The following is a 26066-nucleotide window of genomic DNA, read 5'->3' as shown; positions in this document are numbered from 1 at the left end:
GGAATAAGCGATGCAAGAACTACCCGTAATAGCCGCCGAACCGGCTACAACAAGAGTAAAAAAGCCAGACTGGCTGCGCGTTAAATTACCCATAGGCGAGAATTATAAACAGGTTAGAAACCTGGTAGATACCCATAAATTACATACGATCTGCGAAAGTGGTAACTGCCCTAATATGGGCGAGTGCTGGGGAGCCGGTACCGCTACTTTCATGATCCTGGGAAATATCTGTACCCGTAGCTGCGGTTTTTGCGCCGTAGCCACCGGTCGGCCGGAGGCAGTGGATTTTGATGAACCACAGCGTGTGGCCGAAGCCATTTACCTGATGAAAGTAAAACATGCCGTTATCACCTCTGTGGACAGGGATGAACTGAAAGATGGCGGTTCCATTATCTGGGCCAACACCATCAATGCCGTAAGGGCATTGAACCCGGAAACCACCATGGAAACCCTTATCCCGGACTTCCGCGGCCAATGGGAAAATCTCCAGCGCATTATCGATGTGGCGCCCGAAATTGTATCACATAACCTGGAAACTGTAGAACGTTTAACCAAACAGGTAAGGATACAAGCCAAATATCACCGTAGCCTGGAAGTGATCCGTCGCCTGAAAGAAGGTGGCATGCGCACGAAAAGCGGTATCATGCTCGGTTTGGGCGAAACAAAAGAAGAAGTGGTACAGGCCATGCAGGACCTGTACGACAACGGTTGTGATGTGGTAACGCTGGGCCAGTATCTCCAGCCTACTCCAAAACACCTGCCTGTTGCCCGCTTCGTGCATCCTGATGAATTTGCCGAATTACGTGAGATAGGTTACAATATGGGACTTGACTACGTAGAGTCAGGACCGTTAGTAAGATCATCTTATCACGCAGAGAAACATATTGTCAGCGGTCGTAATAAAGGATGACCGGAACTGATTTTCACTTAATTGTTAAAATCCACCCAAAAGGGTGGATTTTCGTTTTCATAGCGTTATCTTAGCGCCCGAATTCGTTTTACCTAAGCAACAGAATCATTTTGTTGTTCACCTACTTCGCTGTTATACGTTGTATTCAGATACCTGAAACCATCCTGGAAACCGTGCTGATAAAGTTTCAGATGATTTTGAATTCGCAACTCTCTTATCGACCTACCTGTTTGCTGTAATGATTACAGCTTAACATGTTTTTGCGGCAATTAAAAATGTTGGAGTGCGTACAGCGCTGCAACAAATACGGGATGATAATGCCATGCCATGAAAGAAATCAACCGCTTGCTGGTATACATTATTTTCTTTCGATTGGTACAATGATGAACTGAATGTCAAAAGCCTTTTATGAAAAGAGCATTTTATTTGTTAGCTGTGGCGTGCGGATTATTTATATCCCCGCAGGTATTTGCACAGCAATCTACGGACTCTCTGTTAACCAGCGCTACCCTGCAGGAATGTGTGCGGTATGCCCTTTCCCATCAGCCGGTCATCAGGCAATCGCGCATCGATGAAGCGATTACCGACAGAACAGTGAAAAGTAAGCTGGCCGACTGGTATCCACAGATCAACCTGGATTATAATATCCAGCATTACCTGGAACTGCCCACTTCCATTTTTGGTGGTAATCCTACCAAAGTAGGCGTGGCCAATACTTCTACCGCGCAGTTCGGACTGAATCAGAACCTCTTTACCCGCGATCTCTTACTGGCCACCAATACGGCAAGGGATGTACGGAAACAAAGCCATCAGACCACAGCACGCAACCAGATAGACCTGGTGGCAGATGTGAGCAAGGCTTACTACGACGTACTCCTCACTACACAGCAGATCAAGGTATTGAGTGAAGACATTATCCGCCTGGAACGCAGCCTCAGAGACGCGAATAACCAATACGCCAGCGGTATTGTGGATAAAACGGATGCCAAGCGCGCTACCATTTCACTGAACAATGCCCGCGCACAACAAAAGGCCGCGCGTGAACTGCTCATCTCCAAACAGGCTTACCTGAAGGAACTGATGGGATATCCGCTGAACGGCGGCGATGTGCCGCTGACGGAGGATTCCGCTTCCGTAGCAGCAGAGGTAACCGGCGCGGACACCCTGTTGACGGCCGATTATAAAAACCGCATTGAATACCAGTTACTCGAAACACAGCAAAGCTTACTGCAGGCTAACCTGAAATACAATAAATGGAGTTACCTGCCCACCGTATCTGCTTTTATTAACTACTCTTTTGCTTACCAGAATGAGCAATTTGGCAAGTTATACAGTGAGAATTTCCCCAACTCTTTACTTGGATTGAAATTATCCTTACCCATTTTCCAGGGAGGAAAAAGAGTGCATAACATTCGCATGGCAGAACTCCAGATCCAGCGTACACAATGGGATTTCGCGGCTTTAAGAAGCCAGATCAATTCGCAGTACGCACAGGCAATGGCTGCATATAAAAGTAATTATAACGACTATCTCACATTGAAAGAAAATGTACAGATGGCACAGGATGTATACGATATGTTACAACTGCAGTATAAAGAAGGAATTAAAACTTACCTCGATGTACTGGTGTCTGAAACAGAACTGCGCACTGCGCAACTGAATTTTTATAATTCCATGTACCAGGTGCTGTCCAGCCGGATAGACCTGCAAAAAGCATTAGGAACCTTAACCGCTAATTATTAAATGGTAACCGGAACGGATATGAAAAAAATGAACAACATTGTCTTAATCAGCGCTGCCAGTATCCTGGGCTTTACTGCCTGTAAAGGTCCTGCCCAGAAAGGAGCGCCTGCTGTGCCCCCTACACCGGTAAATATTGCGGAGGCATCCGTAGCACCGGCCGTTTATTACGATAAATATCCCGCCACAGTAGTAGCGTTGAACCAGGTGGAACTGCGTTCCCAGGTGTCAGGGTTTATTACCGGGATCTTTTTTAAAGAAGGTGAAGTGGTGCAGAAAGGAAAGACCCTGTATGAAATAGACCGCCGTAAATATGAAGCGGCTTATCTGCAGGCGCAGGCAAATGTGGCCAGCGCAAGAGCCACCTTTGAGAGAGCAAAAAAAGATGACGACCGTTACCAGCGACTGGCAGAGCAGGATGCGGTGGCCCGTCAGATACTCGATAACGCGAAAGCGACGCTGGAAACTTCCCGCAGCCAGCTGGCTGCCGCAGAAGCCAACCTGTCTGCTGTGCGTACCGACCTGGATTATTCCCTGATCAAAGCGCCGTTTACCGGGCGTATCGGTATCTCACAGGTAAAGCTGGGCGCACAGGTGAGCCCCGGTACAACCCTCCTGAATACCATCTCCAGCGAAAACCCGATAGGTGTTGATTTCGTGGTAACAGAAAATGATATCTCCCGTTTTGCCGCCATGCAGGGCAGTAAAGCCAGCGACTCCACCTTCCGGTTGCAATTGTCCGATGGCACAGAGTTCGTTCATGCCGGTAAGATCCTGGCTATCGACCGCGGCGTGGATAACCAGACCGGTACTATTCGCGTGCGTATCGAATTCAGTAACCCCGACGACCGCCTGAAAGATGGTATGAGCTGCGTGTTGCGTGTGTTGAACGAACAATCCGGCGAAAGGCTGATCATTCCTTACAAAGCGATCACCGAGCAGATGGGTGAATACTTTGTATTCATCGCAAAAGATTCTGTGGCAGCCCAGCAAAAAGTACATCTCGGACCAAGAATCGGCGACAGGATCGTGATCATGGACGGTATACAGGCCGGCGATAAAGTGATTACAGAAGGCTTCCAGCGTTTACGTGATGGCGGCAAGATACAGATAGGAATACCAGCCGCACCAACAGGCGCGCCTGCGAAGAAATAGTTTATCAGTAGAATCAACAGCAGAAGATCATGATTGCAGATACTTTTATAAAACGACCCGTAACGGCTATAGTAATATCTATAGTACTGGTGCTGGTGGGGATATTGGCGATGATGAACCTGGCCATTGGCCAGTATCCGGAAATTTCACCCCCCACTGTGCAGGTAACAGGTACCTATACCGGTGCGGATGCGCAAACGGTAGAACAAACCGTGGCCACGCCCGTGGAAGTACAGGTAAATGGTACGCCGGGCATGACCTATATCAACACCAACAACACCAGCAGTGGTCAGATGAGTATGACGGTAAACTTTGAAGTAGGTACCGACATCAACATCGCCGCACTGGATGTGCAAAACCGCGTGGGTATTGCGCAGCCTACCCTGCCACAGGAAGTACAGCGTTTGGGCTTAACCGTTAGAAAGCGTAATCCCAGCATTCTCATGCTGGTAGCTTTGTACTCACCCAAAGGCACACACGATATTACCTTCCTGGATAACTACACCAACGTATATGTAAAAGATGCGTTGCTCAGGGCCAAAGGTGTGGGTGATATCTTTACCCGTGCAGATGATTTCAGTATGCGTATCTGGCTGAAGCCCGATAAGCTCGCAGAAATGGGCGTAACTGCCGAGGATATACGCGCAGCGCTGGCAGAACAGAATGCGCAGATCACCGCAGGTTCCGTGGGTGCGCCGCCGCAACAAACCGGGCAAACCTTTGAATACAACATCTTCACCAAAGGACGTTTATCCACCCCTGAGGAATTTGGAAATGTGATCATTAAAACACGTCCGTCAGACGGAACGCTGGTATACCTGAAAGATGTAGCCCGTGTGCAGTTAGGCAAATTCAACTACGCGGGTAACAACTTTGTGGATGGCAAGCGTGCAGCCTACCTGCTGGTTTACCAGGCGCCGGGAAGCAATGCGATTGAAACAGCGAAGAATGTTACGGCAGCAATGGAAGAACTGAAGAAGCAGTTTCCAAACGATGTGGAATATGTAGTGCCATTTGAATCCGTATCTGTAGTAAAAGTATCCATAGAGGAAGTATTGCACACACTCGTGGAAGCGCTGATACTGGTAGTGATCGTGGTGTTCCTGTTCTTACAGAGCTGGCGCGCTACCCTGATCCCGGTATTGGCTATCCCGGTATCCATTATCGCCACATTTATCTTCTTCATCCCGCTTGGATTTACCATCAACACCCTTACTTTGTTCGGTTTCGTACTGGCCATTGGTATCGTGGTGGATGATGCCATTGTGGTGGTGGAAGCAGTGCAGCATAATATTGACCATGAGAAAATGTCGCCGAGAGACGCTACTGCAATGGCCATGAAGGAAATATCCGGGCCGGTAATTGCGATTGCACTGATCCTCGCGGCGGTGTTTGTGCCGGTAGGGTTTATACCTGGTATCGTAGGCCGCCTGTATCAGCAGTTTGCGATCACCATCGCCATCTCGGTAATGATCTCTGCTTTTGTAGCCTTGTCATTAACACCGGCGTTGTGTATCCTGTTGCTGAAACCAATGCACCTGGATAAAGATTCAAAAGGTCTGAACAAGTTCTTCTTTAAATTCAACCGCTGGTTCGGGCATACTACTTCCCGTTATTCCATGGGGGTTAAGAAAAGTATCCGCTACTTCCGCTTTGTAGTTGTCATCCTGATCTGCATTTTTGTGGGAACAATGATGTTATTCAAAGCGAAGCCCACCGGGTTCATTCCTACAGAAGATGACGGACGTATTTACATCACCTTCGATTTGCCCGAATCTTCTTCTACAGAACGTACGCTGGCTGTCATGCAGCAAATGATGAAAGACCTGGACAACACCGAAGGTATTGCCCACTATGCAGCGCTCGGCGGTTTGAACGTGGTAAACTTTGCCACTAAATCAAACAGTGCGACTATCTTTTGTCAGCTGAAGCCCTGGGATGAACGCAAGCCGGATTCCCTGCAGGTTTTCGGACTGGTAGCTGCACTGCAGAAAAAGCTATCGAAATACAAAGAAGCAAACGTAGTGGTAATTCCGCCTCCGGCCATTCCGGGTCTGGGATCTACCGCAGGGTTCTCATTTATACTGGAGCAAAAAGGAAGCGGCGAAGTGAAAGCGTTTGAAGGGGTATTACAGAACTTCCTGGCTGCCGCCAACAAACGCCCTGAAATAGCCAAGGCATTCTCCTTCTTCACCGCACGCACGCCCGGCTACCAGCTGGACATCGACCGTGAGAAGGCGAAGAAAATGGGGGTGAAGATATCTGATATTGCTACTGCATTGCAAACATACATGGGTAGTGCTTATATCAACGACTTCACCATCTATGGCCGTAACTTCCGCGTGGTAACGCAGGCGGATTCCAGTTATCGTGGAGATATCAAAAACCTGAGCCAGTTATTTGTACGCAATGCAGCCGGTTCTATGGTGCCACTGAGTTCTCTTACTTCTTATAAGGTGATAGAAAGTGCCCCGGTAATTTCACACTATAACCTGTTCCGCTCTGCGGAAATAAATGGTAACCCGGCTCCGGGATACAGTAGTGGTGACGCCATCAATGCGCTGAAAGAAGTGGCGGCGCAAACCCTGCCGGATGGATATGGTTATGAGTTCTCCGGTTTGAGCCGCGAGGAACTCCTGTCGGGTTCCAAAACGGTGTACATCTTTGCGCTGTCTATCATCTTTGTGTTCCTGTTCCTGGCCGCATTGTATGAGAGCTGGTCGGTACCATTCTCGGTACTCCTGGCGGTGCCTATTGGCGCCTTTGGGGCCATTACGGTGCTTACCTTCCTGCCGAAGCTGAGCAACAACGTATACGCACAGATCGGTTTGATCACGCTGATCGGTTTGTCGGCCAAGAATGCGATCCTGATCGTGGAATTTGCGAAGGAGCGTGTGGATAAGGGCATGGACCTGGTAACAGCGGCGGTGGAAGCAGCGAAGCTGCGTTTACGCCCTATTATCATGACTTCCCTGGCCTTCCTGCTGGGTATCCTGCCGCTGGTATTTTCATCCGGCGCAGGTGCGGAAGCGCGTAAAACAATGGGCTGGACCGTATTGGGTGGTATGTTTACCGCCACCTTCCTGGCTATCTTTATAGTGCCGGTGCTGTACGTGGTGATCACCCGTTTGGCTTACGGCAAAGAGAAGCTCCGTAAGATGAAAGAGAATTATCAGTCTGTACCGGAGCACGATGTGCAGGGCAGATTGTAATAAAAAGAGAAGGGTTTATAATTGTACATACACGAAGAGGCGTTGCGAAAGCAGCGCCTTCTTTGTTTTATTCCGGAAGGATACGTTTGCCGTCTTTGTCGAAGTGACGGGTTAATTCCCATTCAGTATCTCCTACCAGGTACATAGTCCCTGCTACTACAGCGCCCACCGTGATATACCAGAACCAATCGGACTGACGCTGAAAAAGAAGCGCGCATGCAACGCCGCTAACCACCAGTATCACGCCCACACGCCGCGAAATATATGCGGCATATTCATTGGCAGAGCGCCACATTTCAGGCGTTTTGGTAGACAATACGCTGCGGTAACCATACCAGGATTTGGGGCTTTTAGGCGGGAAACGGTGTATGAAATACCCCATGAGATAAAAGATGATGCCCGCAAAAATAGCTGGATTACAATAAGTGGAATGTAAGAAACGTAACCACATGGTCCGGGGTTTTGGTTACCATAAGTTACGTAAAAAAGGCGGATTTTGTCTTTCCCGCTGATTACGCTGATTTTGTTGATTACTTTGATTTTACTTTTTTGATTTTATAAAGGATTTTACTTTTTTGATTTTATAAAGGATTTGGGGAGATATAAGCGAAAATATCCGCTTACATCTCCCCAAATCCTTTATAAAATCCAAAAAGTAAAATCAAAGTAATCAGTAAAATCAGCGTAATCAGCGGGAAAGACAACCTCCGCGTCAGTGCTTCGTGGTATCCGCCGCCGGTTTCTTCTTGCCGAACAGGCCGTTCAGCGTGTTTTTCACGGATTCGCCGGCTTGTTTGCCTACGTTGTCCAGTGGTTTGCCCGTGGCGGGTTTGGTAGAATCCTTCTTTCCGCTGAGTTGATCTTTGAGTTGATTTTTCAGGGAATTGACAGCGGTATTTTTGATCTGGTTAAGACTATCCTTTACCGTATTTTTTACGGTGTCGATCTTGTTCTTTACCAGTTCTGTTGCCTGTGATTTGAGGTTGTTAGCCGTTTCACGCAGGTCGGTTTTTACGCTCGGCTTGAGAATGTTTCCGGCCATTAATACCTGCAGGTGAACGCTGTCGCCCAGGTTAATGGGGATGCCTTTGCTTTGTGCCTGCGACGCCAGGTTGTTCACCAGCGTGTTGCCGGCAGTGCCCATCATGCTGCGTGGCAGTGCCAGCTGCAGTGTGTAATCGAGCGACTGGTCAAAGCCGTGCGAACCGGCGATATCCATTCGTATACCATTCACCGTTACTTTGAACGGGTTTACTTTAACACGTCCGTTTTCAAAAGAGAAATAGTTTTTAATGTCACGCAGCGAAAGATCTTTCAGCTGTGTTACATTAAGGGTGTTGGCCAGCTGGTCAATTGGGGCAAACTGTTTCAGGAATCCTTGTACAAGCAGCAGGTTGCCATCTCCCGTAAGCGTACTCAGATCGGGCGACATATCCTTTCCCAGTTTACCATGCATCGTTAACTGCGAGGTAATTTTACCGGAAAGGAATTTGCCGATTGGCATTAATTTCTGTACGGTATTGAAGGTGTTGAATGTTTGTTGCACATCCAGGTTTTGCACGTCGTAGGCCAGGTTGATATCGGGATTTGTTTTGCTGGCTTTGGTGCTGTAGCTGCCGTTTATTTCCATAGTACCCTGCAGGGCATTGGCTTTCAACTGCTGCATGGTTACTGTTTCATCTTTTACCAGCAGCTTGCCGGATACATTGGTAAGATCGGCTTTATCGTAGTGGATCTTATTCACATTGGCCTGCAATCCTAAGTTCAGGTTAGCTGGTACGGCAAATGGGGTAGCGGCAGCGGAATCCTTTTTTGCAGTGGCGGGATCGGTGGAAGTGGTGCTGGTGGTACCCATCCATTTGTCGAGGTTGATTTCATCTGCTTTGAAATTCATTTGTCCGTCCAGCGGCTCGTTTTTAAACGTATAGGCGAGCAGGTTATTCACTTCTCCGTTGGCTTCAAAGTTGGTACCCAGGTATTGACCGTTAAGGTCTTTCACCGTTACGTTTTTAGGGTTGAACTGCAAGAAGAGATTATTCACTTTTACACCATCGGGGTAATCTTTGCTTTTGTAGAGCATATTGCTCAGTTGCAGTGTGCCGGCGGCATAGAAGCGATCGTACTGTTGTTTTTCGATAGCGCTCATGTTGCCTTTGGCGCTGATGTCGGCATCCAGCAGGCCGGATAAATTGGTGCCGGCTTCGAGTTTTACAAACTGGGTGATTTTAGAAAGATCCAGTTTGCCTTTGGCAGCAGCGTCTACATACATATCAGATACCGGTGTTTTAATGAGCATGCGCAGGTCCAGCGGCGTGTTATCCATTTCCAGGTGGCCGGTGGGCATATCTATCACGGTATGATCCGGTACACCATCGGGATTGCTGATCTTCATGGCAATCTGGATATTTTTTACCGGTTTTGGAAGATCAGGATATTGGAAGAAACCATCTTTTACGGCCAGGTCCAGTCCAAACGCAGGCATTTGCACAGGAGAATAATTGCCTTTTACGAACCCGCCAAAAGCGGCGGTACCACTGGTTTTTATCTTATCGAAATCTGTTTTATATACCGCAGGTATTAAAGACAACAGGTCTTTAAAATTGGTGGAAGGCGCTTTAAAGCTCATATCCATACCATAGGTGGAATCATTTACCAGCTTAAAGAACCCTTGCAGCGCCAGTTCCAGGTTGTTGAGAGAGGCTTTGCCATCTTTAAACGTATAGGTGTTGGTGTTATTATCCACCTGGATAGCGGCATCCAGGGTGGTTTTTACCTGCGACAAATAAGGAACGAGGCCATACCGGAAGGTAATGCCGCCGGCTGTGGTACTGGTTTGCAGGAGGAACTGGTCTTGTGTAAAGTCGCCCTTGCCCTGGTGGTTCAGGCCTGTAACGAGTAATTCCATGTTGCCCTGGCGGTCGTCGTAATTCACCCAGGCATCTTCAATTTTATATTGCTGTAAACTGAGGGAGAAGCTGCTTTTGCCGGTGTCGGCAGGACTTACGGCGGCGGTATCAGGCTTCATGATATCCCAGTTGGGTACGCCATCTTTATTAACAATAGCGTGTATGCGTGGCTGTAAGAGTGCAATGTTGTAGATGTCCATTTTATCTCCCTTGATCACACTCATCAGGTTGAGGGCTATGTCTATCTGTTTTACAGAAAGAAGGGTATCGGCAGCAAATTCGCCGGTGCCGATCACCTGCAGGTCTTCCAGACCAACGGCCAGCCGGGGGAAGTGGCGGAATAAGCTGATATCCACATCTTTAAAATCTACTTTGGCGGTCAGCTTTTTATTCAGTTCTGTTTTTACTTTCGCTATTATTTTGTCTTTAAAGAAATAGGGGATGGCAATAGCGGCCAGTATCAAGACCACCATTGTGATACCCACAATTTTCAGGATCTTTTTGAGCATAGGTTATCTATATTTTGGGGGTGAAGATAAGCATAATGTGTAAACGAGGAAATGTGGGTGCAGGACCATCTCTGCACTATTTCGTATTTTAGCGGCAATAATCAGCGTATGACACCGGAAAGAAGAGAAAAATTATTATCTGTATTGGGCAAACGGCAGGCTAATTTAACCGTAGTGCTGGAGGATGTACAGGACCCTCATAATGTGTCGGCGGTGATGCGTACATGCGATGCCGTAGGAATACAGGATATTTATATCATCACATCAAAAGCGCCGCGGATAAAGAACTGGGGCCACAGAAGCAGTAGCAGTGCCAAACAGTGGCTCACCATACATGATTTTGATAATGCGGCAGATTGTTTTGCCGTATTGCGCAGCAAATATGACAAAATATTAACGACACATCTCGCCGCAGATGCGGTGAGTCTTTATGATATTGATTTCAGTGGCTCTGTAGCATTGGTTTTTGGGAATGAACAGAACGGCGTGAGCGATGCCACCAGGGCAATGGCAGACGGGAATTTTATTATTCCCCAGATGGGTATTATCCGCTCCCTGAATATTTCGGTAGCCTGCGCAGTGAGTATTTATGAGGCCATGCGTCAGAAAACCATTGCAGGGCATTACAATAAACAGGGATTGCCGGAAGAACAGTATCAGACTTTACTGACGGAATGGGGATTCAAGGCACACGATCTGGATGAAGAAAATTAACCGCTCCTTATGGCATTAGCAGGTACACATTTCGAAGTTTCGCCGCCATTGTCGGATATCGTGAAGCATTTTTACGTGATGCAATCCGGCCGGGATTTCGTTACCACTACCGCGCACCTGTCGCCCAACTATGAAATGATGTGGCTGTTCAATTTTGGCGCCCCTGTCAGGTTCTCTTTTGCCGCCGCCGAGCTGGATGATATGCAGATAGATAAAGTGGCTGTTTTAGGCCCTTTAAGGAAGATGTTGAACTACGAATTGCTGCCGGAAACAGACCTGTTGGCCGTGGTATTCAACCTGGATGGTTTTTACCGGCTGTTCCAGGTGCCGGTAGATGCACTGAATAGTGAACAGCTCCATCACCCCGGTGATTTTATGGAGCAGGCATCTGCACATGAATTATGGGAAGTATTGAAAAGAACGCCTTCTTCAGCAGAAAGAGTAGACATTCTAAAGGATTATATCTCCACCGCTACGCATGCGGCGGAGGAAGGGGCGCTGCCGCTTTTAAACGGCGCTGATTATTTTAATGATCCGCTTATCCAGCCGGCGAAAGCCATTGCTGCAGATGCAGACCTCTCCGAACGTACGGTGCAGATGCGGTTTAAGAAATATGTTGGTTATTCCCCCAAAGAAATGCTGCGGTTTCTGCGCTTCAAGCAGGTGATCAGCAGCATAGAACATAATACTGCGGATTCGATCGACTGGTTTGATCTGATCCACGACTTTGGGTATCATGATCAGAGTCACCTGATCAAAGATTTTCAGTACTACCTGGGAACCACGCCTGAAACGTTTATTAAACAAATTGCGCGTAAGGAGTTTTGTACCACGAAGCCGGGGAAAAGGTATTAGGTAAAGTTATTGCACAAAAAAATCCCTGGCCATTTGACCAGGGATTCGCATTTATACTTACATAAACCCTTATGCACTGCAGGTAACGCAACCTTCTTCCATGGTGCAAACTGCACCCACCACCATTTCTTCTGCCGCGCTGTCGCCGCCGGTAGCAACTACTGGCTGGATTTGCTGACCGCCTTGTTTCTCTACAGTAAACTGAACGGCCTGAGTGGCTGCCTGAGTACGCAGGTAATACATACCGGTTTTCAGACCTTTCTTCCAGGCGTAGAAGTGCATGGAGGTAAGTTTACCGGTAGTAGGTGTGTCAACGAACAGGTTCAGTGATTGTGACTGGCAGATGAAAGCTCCGCGGTCAGCCGCCATATCAATGAGGTTACGTTGTTTGATTTCCCAAACTGTTTTGTACAGTTCTTTAATATTTGCAGGTATTTCAGCAATGTTCTGGATAGAACCATTGTGTGAAATAATCTTTGTTTTCATATCATTATCCCACAGTCCCAGTTCTACCAGGTCTTTTAGCAGGTGTTTGTTTACCACCACAAACTCACCGCTCAGTACACGACGGGTGTAGATGTTGGAAGTGTATGGTTCAAAGCACTCGTTGTTACCGAGGATTTGTGAAGTGGAAGCGGTAGGCATTGGCGCCAGCAACAGGGAGTTGCGGATACCATCTTTCACGATAGATTTTTTCAGGCTTTCCCAGTCCCAGCGTGCGGAAGGTTTCACATCCCACATATCAAACTGGAGGATACCTTTGGAGGCAGGGGAGCCTTTAAAGGTTTCGTAGGCGCCGTCTACTTTTGCGAGATCGTTGGAAGCGGTTAACCCTGCGAAGTAAATAGTTTCAAATATTTCGCTGTTCAGTTTTTTAGCTTCGTCGCTTTCAAATGGATAACGCATCAGGATAAACGCATCAGCAAGACCTTGTACACCCAGTCCTACAGGGCGGTGGCGCATGTTGCTGCGTCTGGCCTCTTCGATAGGGTAGTAGTTGTTATCGATGATCTTGTTGAGGTTCAGGGTAGCCTGGTAGGTTACCTCGAATAATTTCTGGTGATCAAATTTACCATCAATTACAAAGCGGGGCAGCGCCAGGGAGGCCAGGTTACAAACGGCCACTTCATCTGCATCAGTATACTCGATGATTTCCGTGCAGAGGTTGGAACTCTTGATGGTACCCAGGTTTTGCTGGTTGGATTTGCGGTTGGCAGCATCTTTATACAGCAGGTAGGGGTTACCGGTTTCTATTTGCGCATCGAGGATGGCAAACCAGAGATCCTGTGCCTTTACTGTTTTACGGGCGCGTCCTTCCTGTTCGTATTTGGCGTACAGGGCTTCAAATTCATCACCCCAGCATTCGTGCAGTCCTGGTGCTTCGTGCGGGCAGAACAACGACCAGTCGCCGTTGGATTCCACGCGTTTCATAAACAGGTCTGGCATCCAGAGGGCGTAGAACAGGTCGCGGGCGCGCATTTCTTCTTTACCGTGGTTCTTGCGCAGATCCAGGAATTCGTAGATGTCGGCGTGCCATGGTTCCAGGTAGATAGCGAAAGCGCCTTTGCGTTTGCCACCACCCTGATCCACGTAGCGTGCTGTATCGTTGAATACGCGCAGCATCGGGATAATACCATTGGAAGTACCGTTGGTACCGCTGATGTAAGATCCTGTAGCGCGGATATTATGAATGCTTAAACCGATACCACCGGCGCTCTGTGAAATTTTGGCCGTTTGTTTCAGGGTATCGTAAATGCCTTCGATGCTGTCGTCCTGCATGGTGAGCAGGAAGCAGGAAGACATCTGTGGTTTTGGAGTGCCTGCGTTGAACAGGGTAGGCGTGGCATGTGTAAACCAGCGCTCACTCATCAGATTGTATGTTTTGATGGCAGACTCAATGTCTTCTTTGTGAATGCCAACAGATACGCGCATCAGCATATGCTGGGGGCGTTCCTGCACTTTACCGTCTGTTTTCAGCAGGTAAGAACGTTCCAGTGTTTTGAACCCGAAATAGTCAAAGGCAAAGTCGCGGTCGTAGATGATGCTGGAATCCAGGATTTCTGCATTCTTCCGGATGATTTCCCAAACGTCGTCAGACAGCAGCGCTGCGTTTTTGCCGGTTTTGGGATCAATATAATCATACAGTTTCTTCATCGTTTTGGAAAACGACTTGATGGTATTCTTATGCAGGTTGCTTACTGCTATGCGGGAAGCCAGCAGTGCATAGTCAGGGTGCTTTGTAGTAAGGGAAGCGGCCGTTTCGGCAGCCAGGTTGTCGAGTTCGCTGGTGGTTACACCATCATACAAACCTTGTATCACTTTTTTCGCTACATCTATGGCATCTACATATTCTGTATTGAAACCATAGCATAGTTTTTCAATACGCGCAGTGATTTTATCGAACTTCACTGCTTCTTTCCTTCCATCTCTTTTGATTACGAACATGGGTTTGCGAATTTAAGAGGTTAGTAATTCAAAATGTTTTAAAAATCTTCTTCCAGGCTGAATGTCTGTGATTCTTTTGTACCACCCATTACGCCGGATTTCTGGTAATCTCCCACACGTTTTTCAAAGAAGTTGGTCTTACCCTGTAAGGAAATCATTTCCATGAAGTCAAAAGGATTAGACGCATTAAATATCTTGTTGTAGCCCAGTTCACCGATCCATCTGTCTGCCACAAATTCAATGTATTGCGACATCAGTTCGGCATTCATGCCGATCAGTCCAACCGGCAGGGCTTCTGTGATAAATTCTTTTTCATAGCTCACTGCATCGCGGATGATGCCGTGTACCTGTTCTTCACTCAGTTTGTTTTCCAGCATGCTGTAAAGCAGGCACGCGAATTCGCAGTGCAGGCCCTCATCGCGGCTGATCAGTTCGTTGGAGAAGGTTAATCCCGGCATCAGGCCTCTTTTCTTCAACCAGAAAATGGAGCAGAAACTACCGCTGAAGAAGATACCTTCTACAGCAGCAAATGCCACCAGGCGTTCGGCGAAGTTGCCATTTTCAATCCAGCGCAATGCCCATTCCGCTTTTTTCTTTACCGCAGGTACGGTATCGATGGCGTGGAACAAACGGTCTTTTTCTGTGCCGTCTTTTACGTAGGTGTCTATCAGCAATGCATATGTTTCAGAGTGGATGTTTTCCATCATGATCTGGAAGCCGTAAAAACACCGGGCTTCCGGGATCTGTACTTCACTCATAAAGTTTACTGCCAGGTTCTCATTTACGATCCCGTCACTGGCGGCGAAAAATGCCAGTACGTGAGAGATAAAATGACGTTCGCCATCATTCAGGCCTGCCCAATCCTTAAGATCACTGCTTAAATCTATTTCTTCTGCTGTCCAGAAACTGGCCTCATGCTTTTTGTATTGCTCCCAGATTTTTGGGTATTTGATCGGCAATAGCACAAAACGGTCCTTGTTCTCTTTTAAAAGAATTTCATTCTCGTTACTCATCTTTAATTATTTTATGGGTACTGTCGAAGGTTTTTGGTTTTTCTTTTGGGGTCAGCATACCGAAATCTTCACTTCTCTTTCCCACAATCCGATTTCAACATCTCTGCTTCCTAAAATCCATACGCTCAGGATTACAAATGTAAGCATCCGGGTAAGGCATGCCCGATATAGTTTTCAACAGGTGTGGAAAAGATATACAACTTTAATGAAAGTATAGTGGCAATGCGTGTTTCACGCGTTTTGCACTTTGTGCATATGTAATATGATTAGCATGTGAAAAGGGCCATGCAAAAATCTGGCTTATATGATTATTTTTTTAACTGTTACGGCTAAATGAATGATGATCAGTATAAAAATGTACCCGGAAAATTTTTGTTAAAAAGAGGACCTTCCGTAGATATATATGCGATAATTTTTCATATTTACACTTTTAAGTCTTTTCATATGCCCGAACCGGTTATAGCCCTTCATGCGGTTAAGAAGAACTACCAGGATGTACCTGTCCTGGATATTGCCCGGCTGGAGCTGCCCGCCGGCATTTACTGGCTGCAGGGGGAGAACGGCGCCGGCAAAACCACCTGCATGAAGGTCATGGCAGGCTTAATCCCCTTCAAAGGGGAAATACTGCTGCAGGGAAAGGTGAGCAGCCGGGAACACCCGGTACAGTTCCGCCGCCTGATCAACTACGCGGAAGCGGAACCGCTTTACCCTTCTTTCCTCACCGGCCGCGATTTACTGGAGCTTTACCTCAACACCAAAGGAGGGAACCCCGGAGACATCCGGGCCATCAGTGAAAAACTGGGTGTGCATATCTTTGTGAATAACCCGGTAAGCAGCTATTCGAGCGGCATGCTAAAGAAATTATCCCTGCTGCTGGCCTTTACCGGTAACCCGGCCCTCATCCTGCTGGATGAACCCCTTATCACCATCGATACCCGCGCATTGGCCGTTTTGTACGACCTGATCCGGGAGTACAGCGCCAAAGGCGTTTCTTTTTGTATCACTTCCCACCAGCCGCTGGATGAGGAAGAATTAACGGTAACGGGCACACTGAAAGTAGCTCATAAAAACATTACGCTCAGCTGATATGCGTACCACCACGGCAATACTTAGCAAAATATTCACACAACGGTTCTATATTCAGAATACGGGCTTTTTCCTGGTACTGTTTTATTTGCTGTTCGGCGTGGTAAACGGCGCCAACCTGCTCGCCTATCACAAAGGATTGATGCTGGGCTTCCTGGGCAATTATACGTTCCTGTTCCTGGTACTCCTGCTGTGGACGTCCTACGCGCTCAAATGCGTGGGCTTCATGCTGAAAACATTTCAGCTGCAGGGATATGATTTCCTGTATCCCACCATGGGCAGTATCGATAAACCAACCCGCCGCGTTATCTGGCTGCGGCTCCATACGGCCATTTATATGCCGGTACTGGTATATGTGGCCATTGCCCTTGTTATTGCGATCCGACAGGGATATTATGTACAGGCGGTGATCATCACGGTTGTTAATATTGCCAATTGCATATGGCCGTTAACGTTATATGAAAGAAAACTGGAACAACCGGATGTCATCTTTTTTACAGGCCACCTGCAACGCTGGATCAACCGGCACTTCACAAAGCCGCCGGTATTGTTTTTCCTGTATGAACTGTTTACTAATTTTCCACGCCGGATTGTGAGCACCAAACTGTTTTCCGCAGGAGTGCTGTGGCTCACATTTCTCATTATGACGAGAGGTGATTATTTCGATCTCCGCGGACTACAGCTGGGTGTTATGATCAGCGTGCTTACACATATGCAGCTGATGGTGCATCATCGCGCGTTTGATGATACGTACCTCAATTTCATGGAGAATCTTCCTGTTAATTTATTCAGCCACTATATGCGGCTGGTGGGGGTATATGTGATTACTTTTTTACCGGAGATGATCATCATTACCGTTAATGCATATACGAAAACAACGCCATGGGGACTGATAACGGTATTCTGCACGGCATTATCATTAATGATCCTGTTCCGTACCCTATTGTTTTTCCCTAAAATGAATCCGGAGGTGCATGTACGTTATACCATGCTCACTTCTTTCATTGTGCTGTTCATGGTGCTCGGACATTATGAATGGCCGGCTGTACTGTTGTTACAGACAGCATCGGCCATTATCTTTTTTACAAAATACCGCAGCTATGAACCTTATATAGAAGCAGGATCATGACCCATTTTGTCGCTCAGCCGTGCCAGTGAAAGCAACAACTGAGGGATTTGCTTAATCACCAGTTCATCTGTCAGGTTACCATCGGTATCAAACTTATGCTGGGCATTGCCAATCATGATCTCCGGTTTGTTGATCACAAACGCATTCAGGAATACCATCACCTGCCGTAAATGATACTGCATCCTGGCAGTACCGATCTGGCCCTGCGAGGCGCCCATAATAGCCACTGCCTTTTCGCTGAAGGGTTTATCGGGGTGCCTGGAAACCACGTCTATCGCGTTTTTCAGGGCGCCGGGTATAGAGTAGTTGTATTCCGGTGAAACGATGATCACGCCATCCGATTCCTTAATTTTATGCACCAGCGGCACTACTTCTTCCGGCAATTGCTCGGTATGCAGGTCGGCATTGTACATCGGGATCTTGTCGAAAAATACCTGCTCCACCCTGATGTTTGAAGGACACAGTTTTTGCAGCGCTTTCAGCGCCATCGTGTTGTAAGAGCCTTTCCGTAAACTGCCGGAAATGGCAGTGAAATGATACTGTTTGTCAGCAGACATATGCTCGTCGGTTTTATTTAAATGCGTTTTTCTTTATTCACAAATTTCCGGTGAATAACTTCCTGCACCGGTATGCTCTCAATCTTACTTTCCAGCCAGGAAATAATGTCCAGGTAAAGGAAGGATCGGCGTTCATACGGATCTTCCGAGATCTGCTCCAGCCGGTCTTTCAGGTCTACGAACGCATTACGTAATGCTTTGGGATTGGCATAAATATAACGGCGGAGGAATTTCATGATTTCTTCCATCACCAAACCAAGATCCTTGTGTTTTGAAATGAAATGGTAAACAGATTTGATCAGGTATTCCACCAGGCTGTAATTCTCCAGTTCGTAATGTGCAATGAGGTGCAGGATACGGGCAAAACACTGGATATCTGCCCGCAGGTTACCAATTTTTAAATTGATAATTTTATTAAGATAAACAATGGCTTTGTTGTTGTCACCGCTACCAAAATATAAACAGGCAATCTTATAGTAAAATACCAGCACCCGGTGCTGGTCTATTTTCAGGGTATGCCTGGTGATCTCTGTTTCGAGTTCCGGCACCATTTCCAAACCCTGGCTGAACGTGCCTTCCAGGAAATAACGGTTTATTTTGGCGGTATACAGGTATACAAAAGCAGAGGTGCGGGTGTTTTCGTGGAAATTATCCTGGTTGTCCCGGATAAATTCTTCCAGGTCCTGCAGAGCTGTTTTGAACTTTTCAAAATTCGAAGTATAAAAATGCGCGGTCAGCAAATTATGCTGCGCTTTAATATACAGGTCCATATCCGTTTGCTGCAGGGACGGGTATTTGCGAAACAGGTCCACCCATTTCTGCGTATATCGGTAATACATCACGAAGTCCTGCAGAATATAGTAGTACCAGCTCGATGCCTGGTACATGTACACTTTTTCGTAAAAGCTCATATGCACATGCTGCAAGGGCGGCAGCTGGCTTTCAAAAAAAGACTTTACCATTTCGGCATCCCGCTCATTGCGCGCGTGGCCCAGCTTGAGGTAAAGGCCATACATCCGCAGGGAAAGGGTCGACAGGCGGCTGATATTGGTAAGCTGCTGTTCTATCTGCCTGGACTCGGCACTCAGCACTTCCGCCCGGTTTTCCAGGCTTCGCGTAATATGCCGCGATTCAATCAGCTTTTCAAACTCCACAATTTCATAGGTCAGCATTACCTCTTCCTGTTCCTGCGCCATCGTTTTGGCTTTGGCCAGTATCTTCAGGCTCTGGTTGTACAACCCTTTATTATACAGCACCCGCGCATGGTCCAGCTGCTCGCGCAGGTCGATCAACGGGTCCTTTTGTTTATATAGCTGCCGCAAACTGGATAACAGGTGCTTGTAAAGATGTGCTTTTACATTCGATAGCTGCTGCTTTTTAATATCCGTTATTTTCTTCAGTATCTGCTCTTCATCGTACTCTTTCATTTTGTCCAGCGTGGTGAACAATTGGATAAAAAGTACATCTTCCTTGGTGTTGTTTTTGTTAAACGCCAACTGAAAATTGCGTTTTTCGGCTTTTGTTAAGGTTTTTATTAATATGAATAAAGCATCACTTTGACTGTTGGGCATCGTTATTAAAATCTTGTAATTTATTGATAAACAGTATATTAACGTGTATCAGTGGTGTTTAAAGGTTGTAATTAAAGCAAATTTAGCGATATGGCAATTAATTAAGGACCATTAGATTTGAAGGTATAAACAATTATAAAAGGAAGCAAAAGGATGGGAAAAACGTTATTTGATAAAATCTGGGATGGCCATATAGTGGTTAGCAAGCCGGGGCATCCCGATGCGGTGTACATCAACACGCACTTTATTCACGAGGTGACGAGCCCCCAGGCATTTGACGGGCTGCGTAAGCGTGGCATCCCGGTATTCCGCCCGGCTAAAACCAGGGCTACCGCCGATCACAACGTACCTACCTTACACCAGGACCAGCCTATCAAAGAAGCATTGAGCCGCCGCCAGGTGGAAATGTTGACAAAAAATACTACTGAATTCGGTGTAGAGCTTTACGGACTGGGCCACCGGTTCCAGGGCATTGTGCACGTGATAGGACCGGAGCTGGGCATCACCCTGCCGGGCATGACCATCGTTTGCGGCGACAGCCACACCAGCACCCACGGAGCTTTTGGCGCTGTTGCCTTTGGTATCGGTACCTCCGAAGTAGAACAGGTACTGGCTACCCAGTGTATCCTGCAATACAAGCCCAAGCGGATGAAGATCGAAGTGAACGGACAACTGGGCAAGGGCGTACTTTCTAAAGACATCATTCTTTATATCATCTCTAAAATATCCGCTTCCGGCGCTACCGGTTACTTTGTGGAATATGCAGGGGAAGCCATCCGCAGTCTCAGTATGGAGGCCCGCATGACCATCTGTAACATGAGTATTGAAATGGGCGCCCGCGGAGGCCTTATCGCGCCGGACGATATCACTTTCGATTATATCAAAGGCCGCGAGTTCGCGCCTAAGGGAGCCGACTGGGATAAATCCCTGGAATACTGGAAAACACTGTATTCCGACAGCGACGCCGTATTTGACCAGGTGCTTACCTTTGACGCCGCCGATATAGAACCACAGATTACTTATGGTACCAACCCCGGTATGGGCATGGGCGTTACCCGTCACATTCCTTCTCTGGAGCAGCTCGACGAGAAAGAAAGGCCTTCTTTCAAAAAATCGCTTGAGTATATGGACCTCCAACCCGGCGCCGAACTGCTGGGCAAAAAAGTGGATTATGTATTCATCGGCAGCTGCACCAACTCCCGCATTGAAGATTTACGCCTCGTAGCAGATTTTGTGAAAGGCAAACATAAAGCAGACGATGTAGTGGTATGGATCGTTCCCGGCTCCAAACAGGTGGAGGCCCAGGCCATGGAAGAAGGCATCGACAAAATATTTGCCGAAGCCGGTTTCCAGCTGCGTGAACCAGGTTGCTCCGCCTGCCTGGCCATGAACGAAGATAAAGTGCCTGCCGGCATGTACTGCATTTCCACCTCCAACCGTAACTTTGAAGGTCGTCAGGGTCCCAATGCCCGCACCTTCCTGGCCAGTCCGCTCACCGCGGCGGCAGCAGCCATTACGGGCAGGGTAACAGATGTAAGGGAATTGTTGGCGTAATAGTTAACAAAAAGAACAAGTAAAGCCGAAAGCTATGGATCAATGGAACGCTGACTTATACAAAGAAAAACACGCCTTCGTGTTTGAATATGGCAACAGCCTGATCGACTGGCTGCAGCCACAATCGGGGGAAAATATCCTGGACCTGGGGTGCGGCACCGGTGAACTCACCGCGCAGCTGGCGCAAAAAGGCGCCACCGTAACAGGAATAGATGCTTCCGCCGCTATGATCAGCAGCGCCCGTGAACATTTTCCCGGCATTTCCTTTGAAGTGGGCGACGCTACTACTTTTTCCCTGCCACAACAGTTTGATGGCATCTTTTCCAATGCTACCCTCCACTGGGTGCGGGAGAAGGAAAAAGCCATCAGCCGGATGTACGCCCAACTTAAAAAAGGCGGCCGGCTGGTGATAGAAATGGGCGGCAAAGGCAATGTGCAGCAGATCCTTACTTACCTGGAAAAGGCCATGCAGCAACGGGGTTATACCTACGAACCGTTCTGGTATTTTCCATCTCCGGCAGAATATACTACCCTGCTGGAAAAGGAAGGCTTTAAAATAGACAGGGTGCATTTTTTTGACCGCCCTTCAAAACTGGTGGATCCGGAAACAGGCATCAGCGACTGGCTGGAGATGTTTGGCGCTCACTTTTTTGCCGGTGTGCCGGAACAGGACAAAGGCGCCATCCTGCAGCAGGTGCAATACGAACTGGCGCCACAGCTGATGCGGAACGGCGAATTGTATGCGGATTATGTGCGCCTGAGAGTAGCCGCCACAAAAATTTAAACTGTAAAATCATCATGAGTAAAATATTTCAACACCTCGTTTCATCTGCGGTACCTGTACCCATCGAGAATATAGATACAGACCAGATCATCCCCGCACGCTTCCTGAAAGCTACCACCCGGGAAGGTTTCGGCGAAAACCTGTTCCGCGACTGGCGCTATGAAGCCGATAATACGCCAAAGGCGGATTTTGTGATGAACAATCCCATCTACAGTGGCCAGATCCTCGTAGGCGGTAAAAACTTCGGTTGTGGTTCCTCCCGTGAACACGCTGCCTGGGCGATTGCGGATGCCGGTTTTAAAGTAGTGGTGAGTAGCTTCTTTGCAGACATCTTTAAAAATAACGCCCTCAACACCTTCATTTTACCCATCCAGGTATCAGAAGATTTCCTGGACCGGATCTTTAAAGCCATAGAAGCCGATCCTAAAGCCGAACTGGAAGTAGACCTGGAAAACCAGTTCATAAAAATTGTGAGCACCGGCGAAAAAGAAAACTTCGATATCAACCAGTATAAAAAAACATGCCTGCTCAACGGCTATGATGATATCGATTACCTGCTGAGCCTCCGTAAAGAAATTGAACAATACGAAACCACAAGAACATATAATTTCTAATCATCAAAAAGCTAAATACTAAAAGCTAAACACATATATGGGCGTTGAGAAGAAAATACTAGTTATACCCGGGGATGGGATCGGACAGGAAGTGACCGCATGGGGACAAAAAGTGCTGACAACAATAGCCAAAAATTATCACCACACTTTTACCTTCGAAGAAGGGATCATGGGCCACGTAGCCATTGAAGCTACCGGTGATCCGCTGCCTGAAGAAACGCTGCAGAAAGCACGGAACGCCGATGCTATCCTGTTCGGCGCTATCGGTCATGCTAAATATGACAACGATCCTACCCTGAAAGTAAGACCAGAACAAGGTTTGCTGAAGATCAGGAAAGAACTGGGATTGTATGCCAACCTCCGCCCGATAAAGTTGTTTGATGAACTGCTGGAAGCATCCAGCATTAAACCGGAAATTTTACGCGGTTCAGATATCCTCTTTTTCCGTGAGCTGACCGGCGACGTGTATTTCGGTGAAAAGACCCGGACTGCCGACCGCAACACCGCTTCGGACCTCATGATCTACCACCGTTATGAAGTAGAACGCATTGCCCGCAAAGCTTATGAAGCAGCGCGTACCCGCCGCAAAAAGCTGTGCTCTGTGGATAAAGCAAACGTGCTGGAAGCAAGCCGTCTCTGGAGAGAAGTGGTGCAGGAAGTAGCAAAAGAATACCCTGATGTGGAAACAGAACATATGTTCATCGACAACGCGGCCATGCAGCTGATCAAAGATCCTAAACGCTTTGATGTAGTGGTTACCGGTAACCTGTTTGGAGATATCCTTACGGATGAAGCCTCCCAGATCGCTGGTTCCATGGGTATGCTGGCATCTGCCTCCATCGGTGACAGCACCGGTTTCTTTGAACCGATCCACGGATCTGCACATGATATTGCCGGTAAAGGCATTGCCAATCCGCTGGCTTCTATCTTATCCGCTGCCCTCATGCTGGATATTTCCTTCGGCCTGAAAACAGAATCACAACGGGTGATCAAAGCCGTGGAAGCTACTCTCAGACAGGGTTACAGAACAATGGACATCGCCAACAAACACACCGTGAACGATTTCATTATGGGCACCGATGCGATGGGCGCCAAAGTATTAGAGAATCTGAATTAATCATTCAATAAAATTATTACACTATCATGGATAAAAATCGTGTATACGTCTTTGATACCACCTTGCGTGATGGAGAACAGGTCCCCGGCTGTCAACTGACAACCGTTGAAAAAATTGAAGTAGCTAAAAAACTCGAAGCACTAGGCGTAGATATCATTGAAGCAGGTTTCCCGATTTCAAGTCCGGGCGACTTCCAGAGCGTGGTGGAAATTTCCAAAGCGGTTACAGAGCCCGTGATCTGCGCACTTACCCGTGCCAATAACAAAGACATTGATGCTGCCGCAGATGCTTTACGCTTCGCAAAACGCAAACGTATCCATACCGGTATCGGTTCTTCCGATATGCACATCAAATATAAATTCAACAGCACCCGCGATGAAATTTTACAACGTGCCGTAGCCGCTGTAACCTATGCCCGCAAGTTTACCGACGATGTGGAATTTTATGCAGAAGATGCCGGCCGCGCAGACAATGAATACCTGGCCCGCATGATCGAAGCCGTGATTGCAGCCGGTGCTACCACCGTTAACATCCCCGATACCAACGGTTACTGCCTGCCCGATCAGTATGGCGCAAAAATCAAGTACCTCGTAGATCACGTTTCCAATATCGATAAAGCGATCATTTCCGTTCACTGTCATAACGACCTCGGTTTGGCTACCGCCAATACCATTGCAGGTATTATCAACGGCGCGCGCCAGGTGGAATGTACTATCAATGGTATCGGTGAACGTGCCGGTAACACTTCGCTGGAAGAAGTAGCCATGATCCTGAAAACGCATCATGCCCTGGGTTATCATACCCAGATCAACTCAAAAGGGATCTATGAAATCAGTAATCTCGTGGAAACCATGATGCACATGCCGGTACAGCCCAACAAAGCCATTGTAGGCCGTAACGCATTTGCACACAGCTCCGGCATCCACCAGGATGGCGTGCTGAAACACCGCGAGAACTACGAGATCCTGAACCCTGAAGATGTAGGGATCAACTCCAACTCCATTATCCTCACTGCCCGCAGCGGCCGTCATGCGCTGAAGCATCACCTGTCGCGCCTGGGATACAACCTGGAAAGAGTAAACATCGACGAAGTGTACCAACGCTTCCTGCTGATGGCGGATACCAAAAAGGAAATCAATGATGCCGATCTGCTGGAACTGATGGGCGACGGCGACGCTAAAACCTACGGTGACAATGCCATCAAAGTAATCTTACTGCAGGTGGTTTGCGGCGATCCGCTCCGCCCCATGGCTACCGTTAAACTGCGTATCAATGGCGAAGAAAAAGAAGCCAGTGCTGCCGGTAATGGTCCCGTTAATGCTACCATCAATGCGATCCACGATATTATTAAAGACGATATTGAACTGGATGAATTTAATATTCAATCCATGCGCGGCGGCAGCGATGATGTGAGTAAAGTAAACATGCGCGTAAAACATAACGGCCAGTCGTACTACGGTTTCGGTATCTCCACCGATATCGTGAACGCTTCCGTGCACGCCTACGTGGACGCGCTGAACAAGATATACTAGCCGCGGATTTTGTCTTTCTCAGGATTACGCTGATTTTACTGATTAACTGGATTTTTACTTTTTTGATTTTATAAAGGATTAAGGGAGATAGAAGCGGATATATTCGCTTTTATCTCCCTTACTTATTATTAAAAAAAATCAAAGAAATCTAAAAAAAATCCAAAAGTAAAAATCCGGTTAATCAGTAAAATCAGCGTAATCCTGAGAAAGACAAAATCCGCGTGCTGTAACTTTTCCCGCGCCACCCCGTTCTACGGGTGAAATATTTGCCTGATGAAAACAATTCCCTTACTCCTTGCCTTTTTACTCTTTGCCGGTTGCAGCAAAGAAGGAGATAATTGCTCCCAGTACGGATGGGTGAATATTGTGGGCGCGAAATACATGGGTAAATCCACCAGCGATGCAAGAGGTCAGAACGGTGCTTTTTATGATGTAAGCTGTACCTTCCCCAATTCCTGCTACGCCATCAACAAAATTGTGGAGATGAGGGACAAGGATACCGTACTGCTAAAGGCGGAATATATATACAATACCTGCACCGTATGTACACAGGCATTTACTACACAAACCAAAACGTATTCTTTTATACCTGCCGATAACGGCACCTATTATTTAAAGTGGGAGGGGATTCCCAACCGGGTGGATACCGTGAAGATTCCATGA

At 47.4% G+C, this 26066-nt stretch carries 20 protein-coding genes; 14 read left to right on the top strand and 6 right to left on the bottom strand.

What is annotated here, in order from left to right:
- Positions 1-10: 10 nt before the first annotated feature.
- The 4 genes from lipA (at position 11) to ACLHR0_RS01820 (ending at position 7017) form a co-directional block, all read left to right on the top strand.
- Complete coding sequence (gene lipA / locus ACLHR0_RS01835) at positions 11-910, top strand: lipoyl synthase (protein ID WP_079468971.1); 900 nt, start codon at positions 11-13, stop codon at positions 908-910.
- Between the two features lie 408 nt (positions 911-1318).
- The gene (locus ACLHR0_RS01830; protein WP_436484380.1) at positions 1319-2653 is read left to right on the top strand and encodes a TolC family protein; all 1335 of its coding nucleotides are present in this window, start codon (positions 1319-1321) and stop codon (positions 2651-2653) included.
- A gap of 18 nt (positions 2654-2671) precedes the next feature.
- Complete coding sequence (locus ACLHR0_RS01825) at positions 2672-3805, top strand: efflux RND transporter periplasmic adaptor subunit (RefSeq protein WP_436484379.1); 1134 nt, start codon at positions 2672-2674, stop codon at positions 3803-3805.
- A gap of 29 nt (positions 3806-3834) precedes the next feature.
- Positions 3835-7017 carry an efflux RND transporter permease subunit gene (locus tag ACLHR0_RS01820; protein WP_429045448.1) on the top strand — a complete coding sequence of 1061 codons (3183 nt, stop codon included), beginning with the start codon at positions 3835-3837 and terminating at the stop codon, positions 7015-7017.
- 67 nt (positions 7018-7084) lie between these two features.
- On the opposite strand, the gene ACLHR0_RS01815 is transcribed toward ACLHR0_RS01820, so the two are convergent.
- Positions 7085-7468 (bottom strand): SdpI family protein, encoded by a 384-nt coding sequence (locus tag ACLHR0_RS01815; protein ID WP_436484378.1) that lies wholly within the window; start codon positions 7466-7468, stop codon positions 7085-7087.
- 261 nt (positions 7469-7729) lie between these two features.
- On the bottom strand, positions 7730-10432 hold the full coding sequence (locus ACLHR0_RS01810; protein WP_436484377.1) for an AsmA family protein: 2703 nt from the start codon (positions 10430-10432) through the stop codon (positions 7730-7732).
- A 51-nt stretch (positions 10433-10483) separates the two neighbouring features.
- Here ACLHR0_RS01810 and ACLHR0_RS01805 point away from each other — a divergent pair, with 51 nt between their 5' ends.
- Positions 10484-11146 carry a TrmH family RNA methyltransferase gene (locus tag ACLHR0_RS01805; protein WP_436484376.1) on the top strand — a complete coding sequence of 221 codons (663 nt, stop codon included), beginning with the start codon at positions 10484-10486 and terminating at the stop codon, positions 11144-11146.
- 9 nt (positions 11147-11155) lie between these two features.
- Positions 11156-12001 carry a helix-turn-helix domain-containing protein gene (locus ACLHR0_RS01800; protein ID WP_436484375.1) on the top strand — a complete coding sequence of 282 codons (846 nt, stop codon included), beginning with the start codon at positions 11156-11158 and terminating at the stop codon, positions 11999-12001.
- Positions 12002-12070: 69 nt separating this feature from the next.
- On the opposite strand, the gene ACLHR0_RS01795 is transcribed toward ACLHR0_RS01800, so the two are convergent.
- Both ACLHR0_RS01795 and ACLHR0_RS01790 read right to left on the bottom strand, forming a co-directional pair.
- Positions 12071-14446, bottom strand: a complete 2376-nt coding sequence (locus ACLHR0_RS01795; protein ID WP_429045457.1) for a ribonucleoside-diphosphate reductase subunit alpha — start codon at positions 14444-14446, stop codon at positions 12071-12073.
- 38 nt (positions 14447-14484) lie between these two features.
- Complete coding sequence (locus ACLHR0_RS01790; RefSeq protein ID WP_429045459.1) at positions 14485-15459, bottom strand: ribonucleoside-diphosphate reductase small subunit; 975 nt, start codon at positions 15457-15459, stop codon at positions 14485-14487.
- Between the two features lie 444 nt (positions 15460-15903).
- Between ACLHR0_RS01790 and ACLHR0_RS01785 the strand changes: the two genes are divergently transcribed.
- Both ACLHR0_RS01785 and ACLHR0_RS01780 read left to right on the top strand, forming a co-directional pair.
- Positions 15904-16545: an ABC transporter ATP-binding protein gene (locus ACLHR0_RS01785; protein ID WP_436484374.1), complete on the top strand. Its 642-nt coding sequence runs from the start codon at positions 15904-15906 to the stop codon at positions 16543-16545.
- A 1-nt stretch (position 16546) separates the two neighbouring features.
- On the top strand, positions 16547-17674 hold the full coding sequence (locus tag ACLHR0_RS01780; protein WP_436484373.1) for a hypothetical protein: 1128 nt from the start codon (positions 16547-16549) through the stop codon (positions 17672-17674).
- Here ACLHR0_RS01780 and ACLHR0_RS01775 read toward each other — a convergent pair.
- Both ACLHR0_RS01775 and ACLHR0_RS01770 read right to left on the bottom strand, forming a co-directional pair.
- On the bottom strand, positions 17653-18231 hold the full coding sequence (locus tag ACLHR0_RS01775; RefSeq protein WP_436484372.1) for an NADPH-dependent FMN reductase: 579 nt from the start codon (positions 18229-18231) through the stop codon (positions 17653-17655). The two genes, ACLHR0_RS01780 and ACLHR0_RS01775, sit on opposite strands and share 22 nt — an antisense overlap.
- Positions 18232-18248: 17 nt before the next feature.
- Positions 18249-19727: a hypothetical protein gene (locus ACLHR0_RS01770; RefSeq protein WP_429045466.1), complete on the bottom strand. Its 1479-nt coding sequence runs from the start codon at positions 19725-19727 to the stop codon at positions 18249-18251.
- A gap of 228 nt (positions 19728-19955) precedes the next feature.
- On the opposite strand from ACLHR0_RS01770, the gene leuC reads away from it, so the two are divergent.
- The 6 genes from leuC (at position 19956) to ACLHR0_RS01740 (ending at position 26066) form a co-directional block, all read left to right on the top strand.
- Positions 19956-21356: a 3-isopropylmalate dehydratase large subunit gene (gene leuC / locus ACLHR0_RS01765; protein ID WP_436484371.1), complete on the top strand. Its 1401-nt coding sequence runs from the start codon at positions 19956-19958 to the stop codon at positions 21354-21356.
- A 34-nt stretch (positions 21357-21390) separates the two neighbouring features.
- Positions 21391-22140, top strand: coding sequence for a class I SAM-dependent methyltransferase (locus tag ACLHR0_RS01760; protein WP_429045470.1), 750 nt, complete (start codon positions 21391-21393; stop codon positions 22138-22140).
- Positions 22141-22154: 14 nt separating this feature from the next.
- Positions 22155-22754 (top strand): 3-isopropylmalate dehydratase small subunit, encoded by a 600-nt coding sequence (leuD, locus tag ACLHR0_RS01755; RefSeq protein WP_370909753.1) that lies wholly within the window; start codon positions 22155-22157, stop codon positions 22752-22754.
- Positions 22755-22791: 37 nt separating this feature from the next.
- Entirely contained in the window at positions 22792-23871 is a 1080-nt protein-coding gene (gene leuB, locus ACLHR0_RS01750; RefSeq protein ID WP_436484370.1) for a 3-isopropylmalate dehydrogenase, read from the top strand.
- A 26-nt stretch (positions 23872-23897) separates the two neighbouring features.
- Positions 23898-25403 (top strand): 2-isopropylmalate synthase, encoded by a 1506-nt coding sequence (locus ACLHR0_RS01745; RefSeq protein WP_370909755.1) that lies wholly within the window; start codon positions 23898-23900, stop codon positions 25401-25403.
- 273 nt (positions 25404-25676) lie between these two features.
- Complete coding sequence (locus ACLHR0_RS01740; RefSeq protein ID WP_436484369.1) at positions 25677-26066, top strand: hypothetical protein; 390 nt, start codon at positions 25677-25679, stop codon at positions 26064-26066.

It is taken from the genome of Chitinophaga sp. ARDCPP14, assembly GCF_051362515.1.
Taxonomy (GTDB): Bacteria; Bacteroidota; Bacteroidia; order Chitinophagales; family Chitinophagaceae; genus Chitinophaga.
This window is presented reverse-complemented; position numbering and strand designations above follow the sequence as displayed.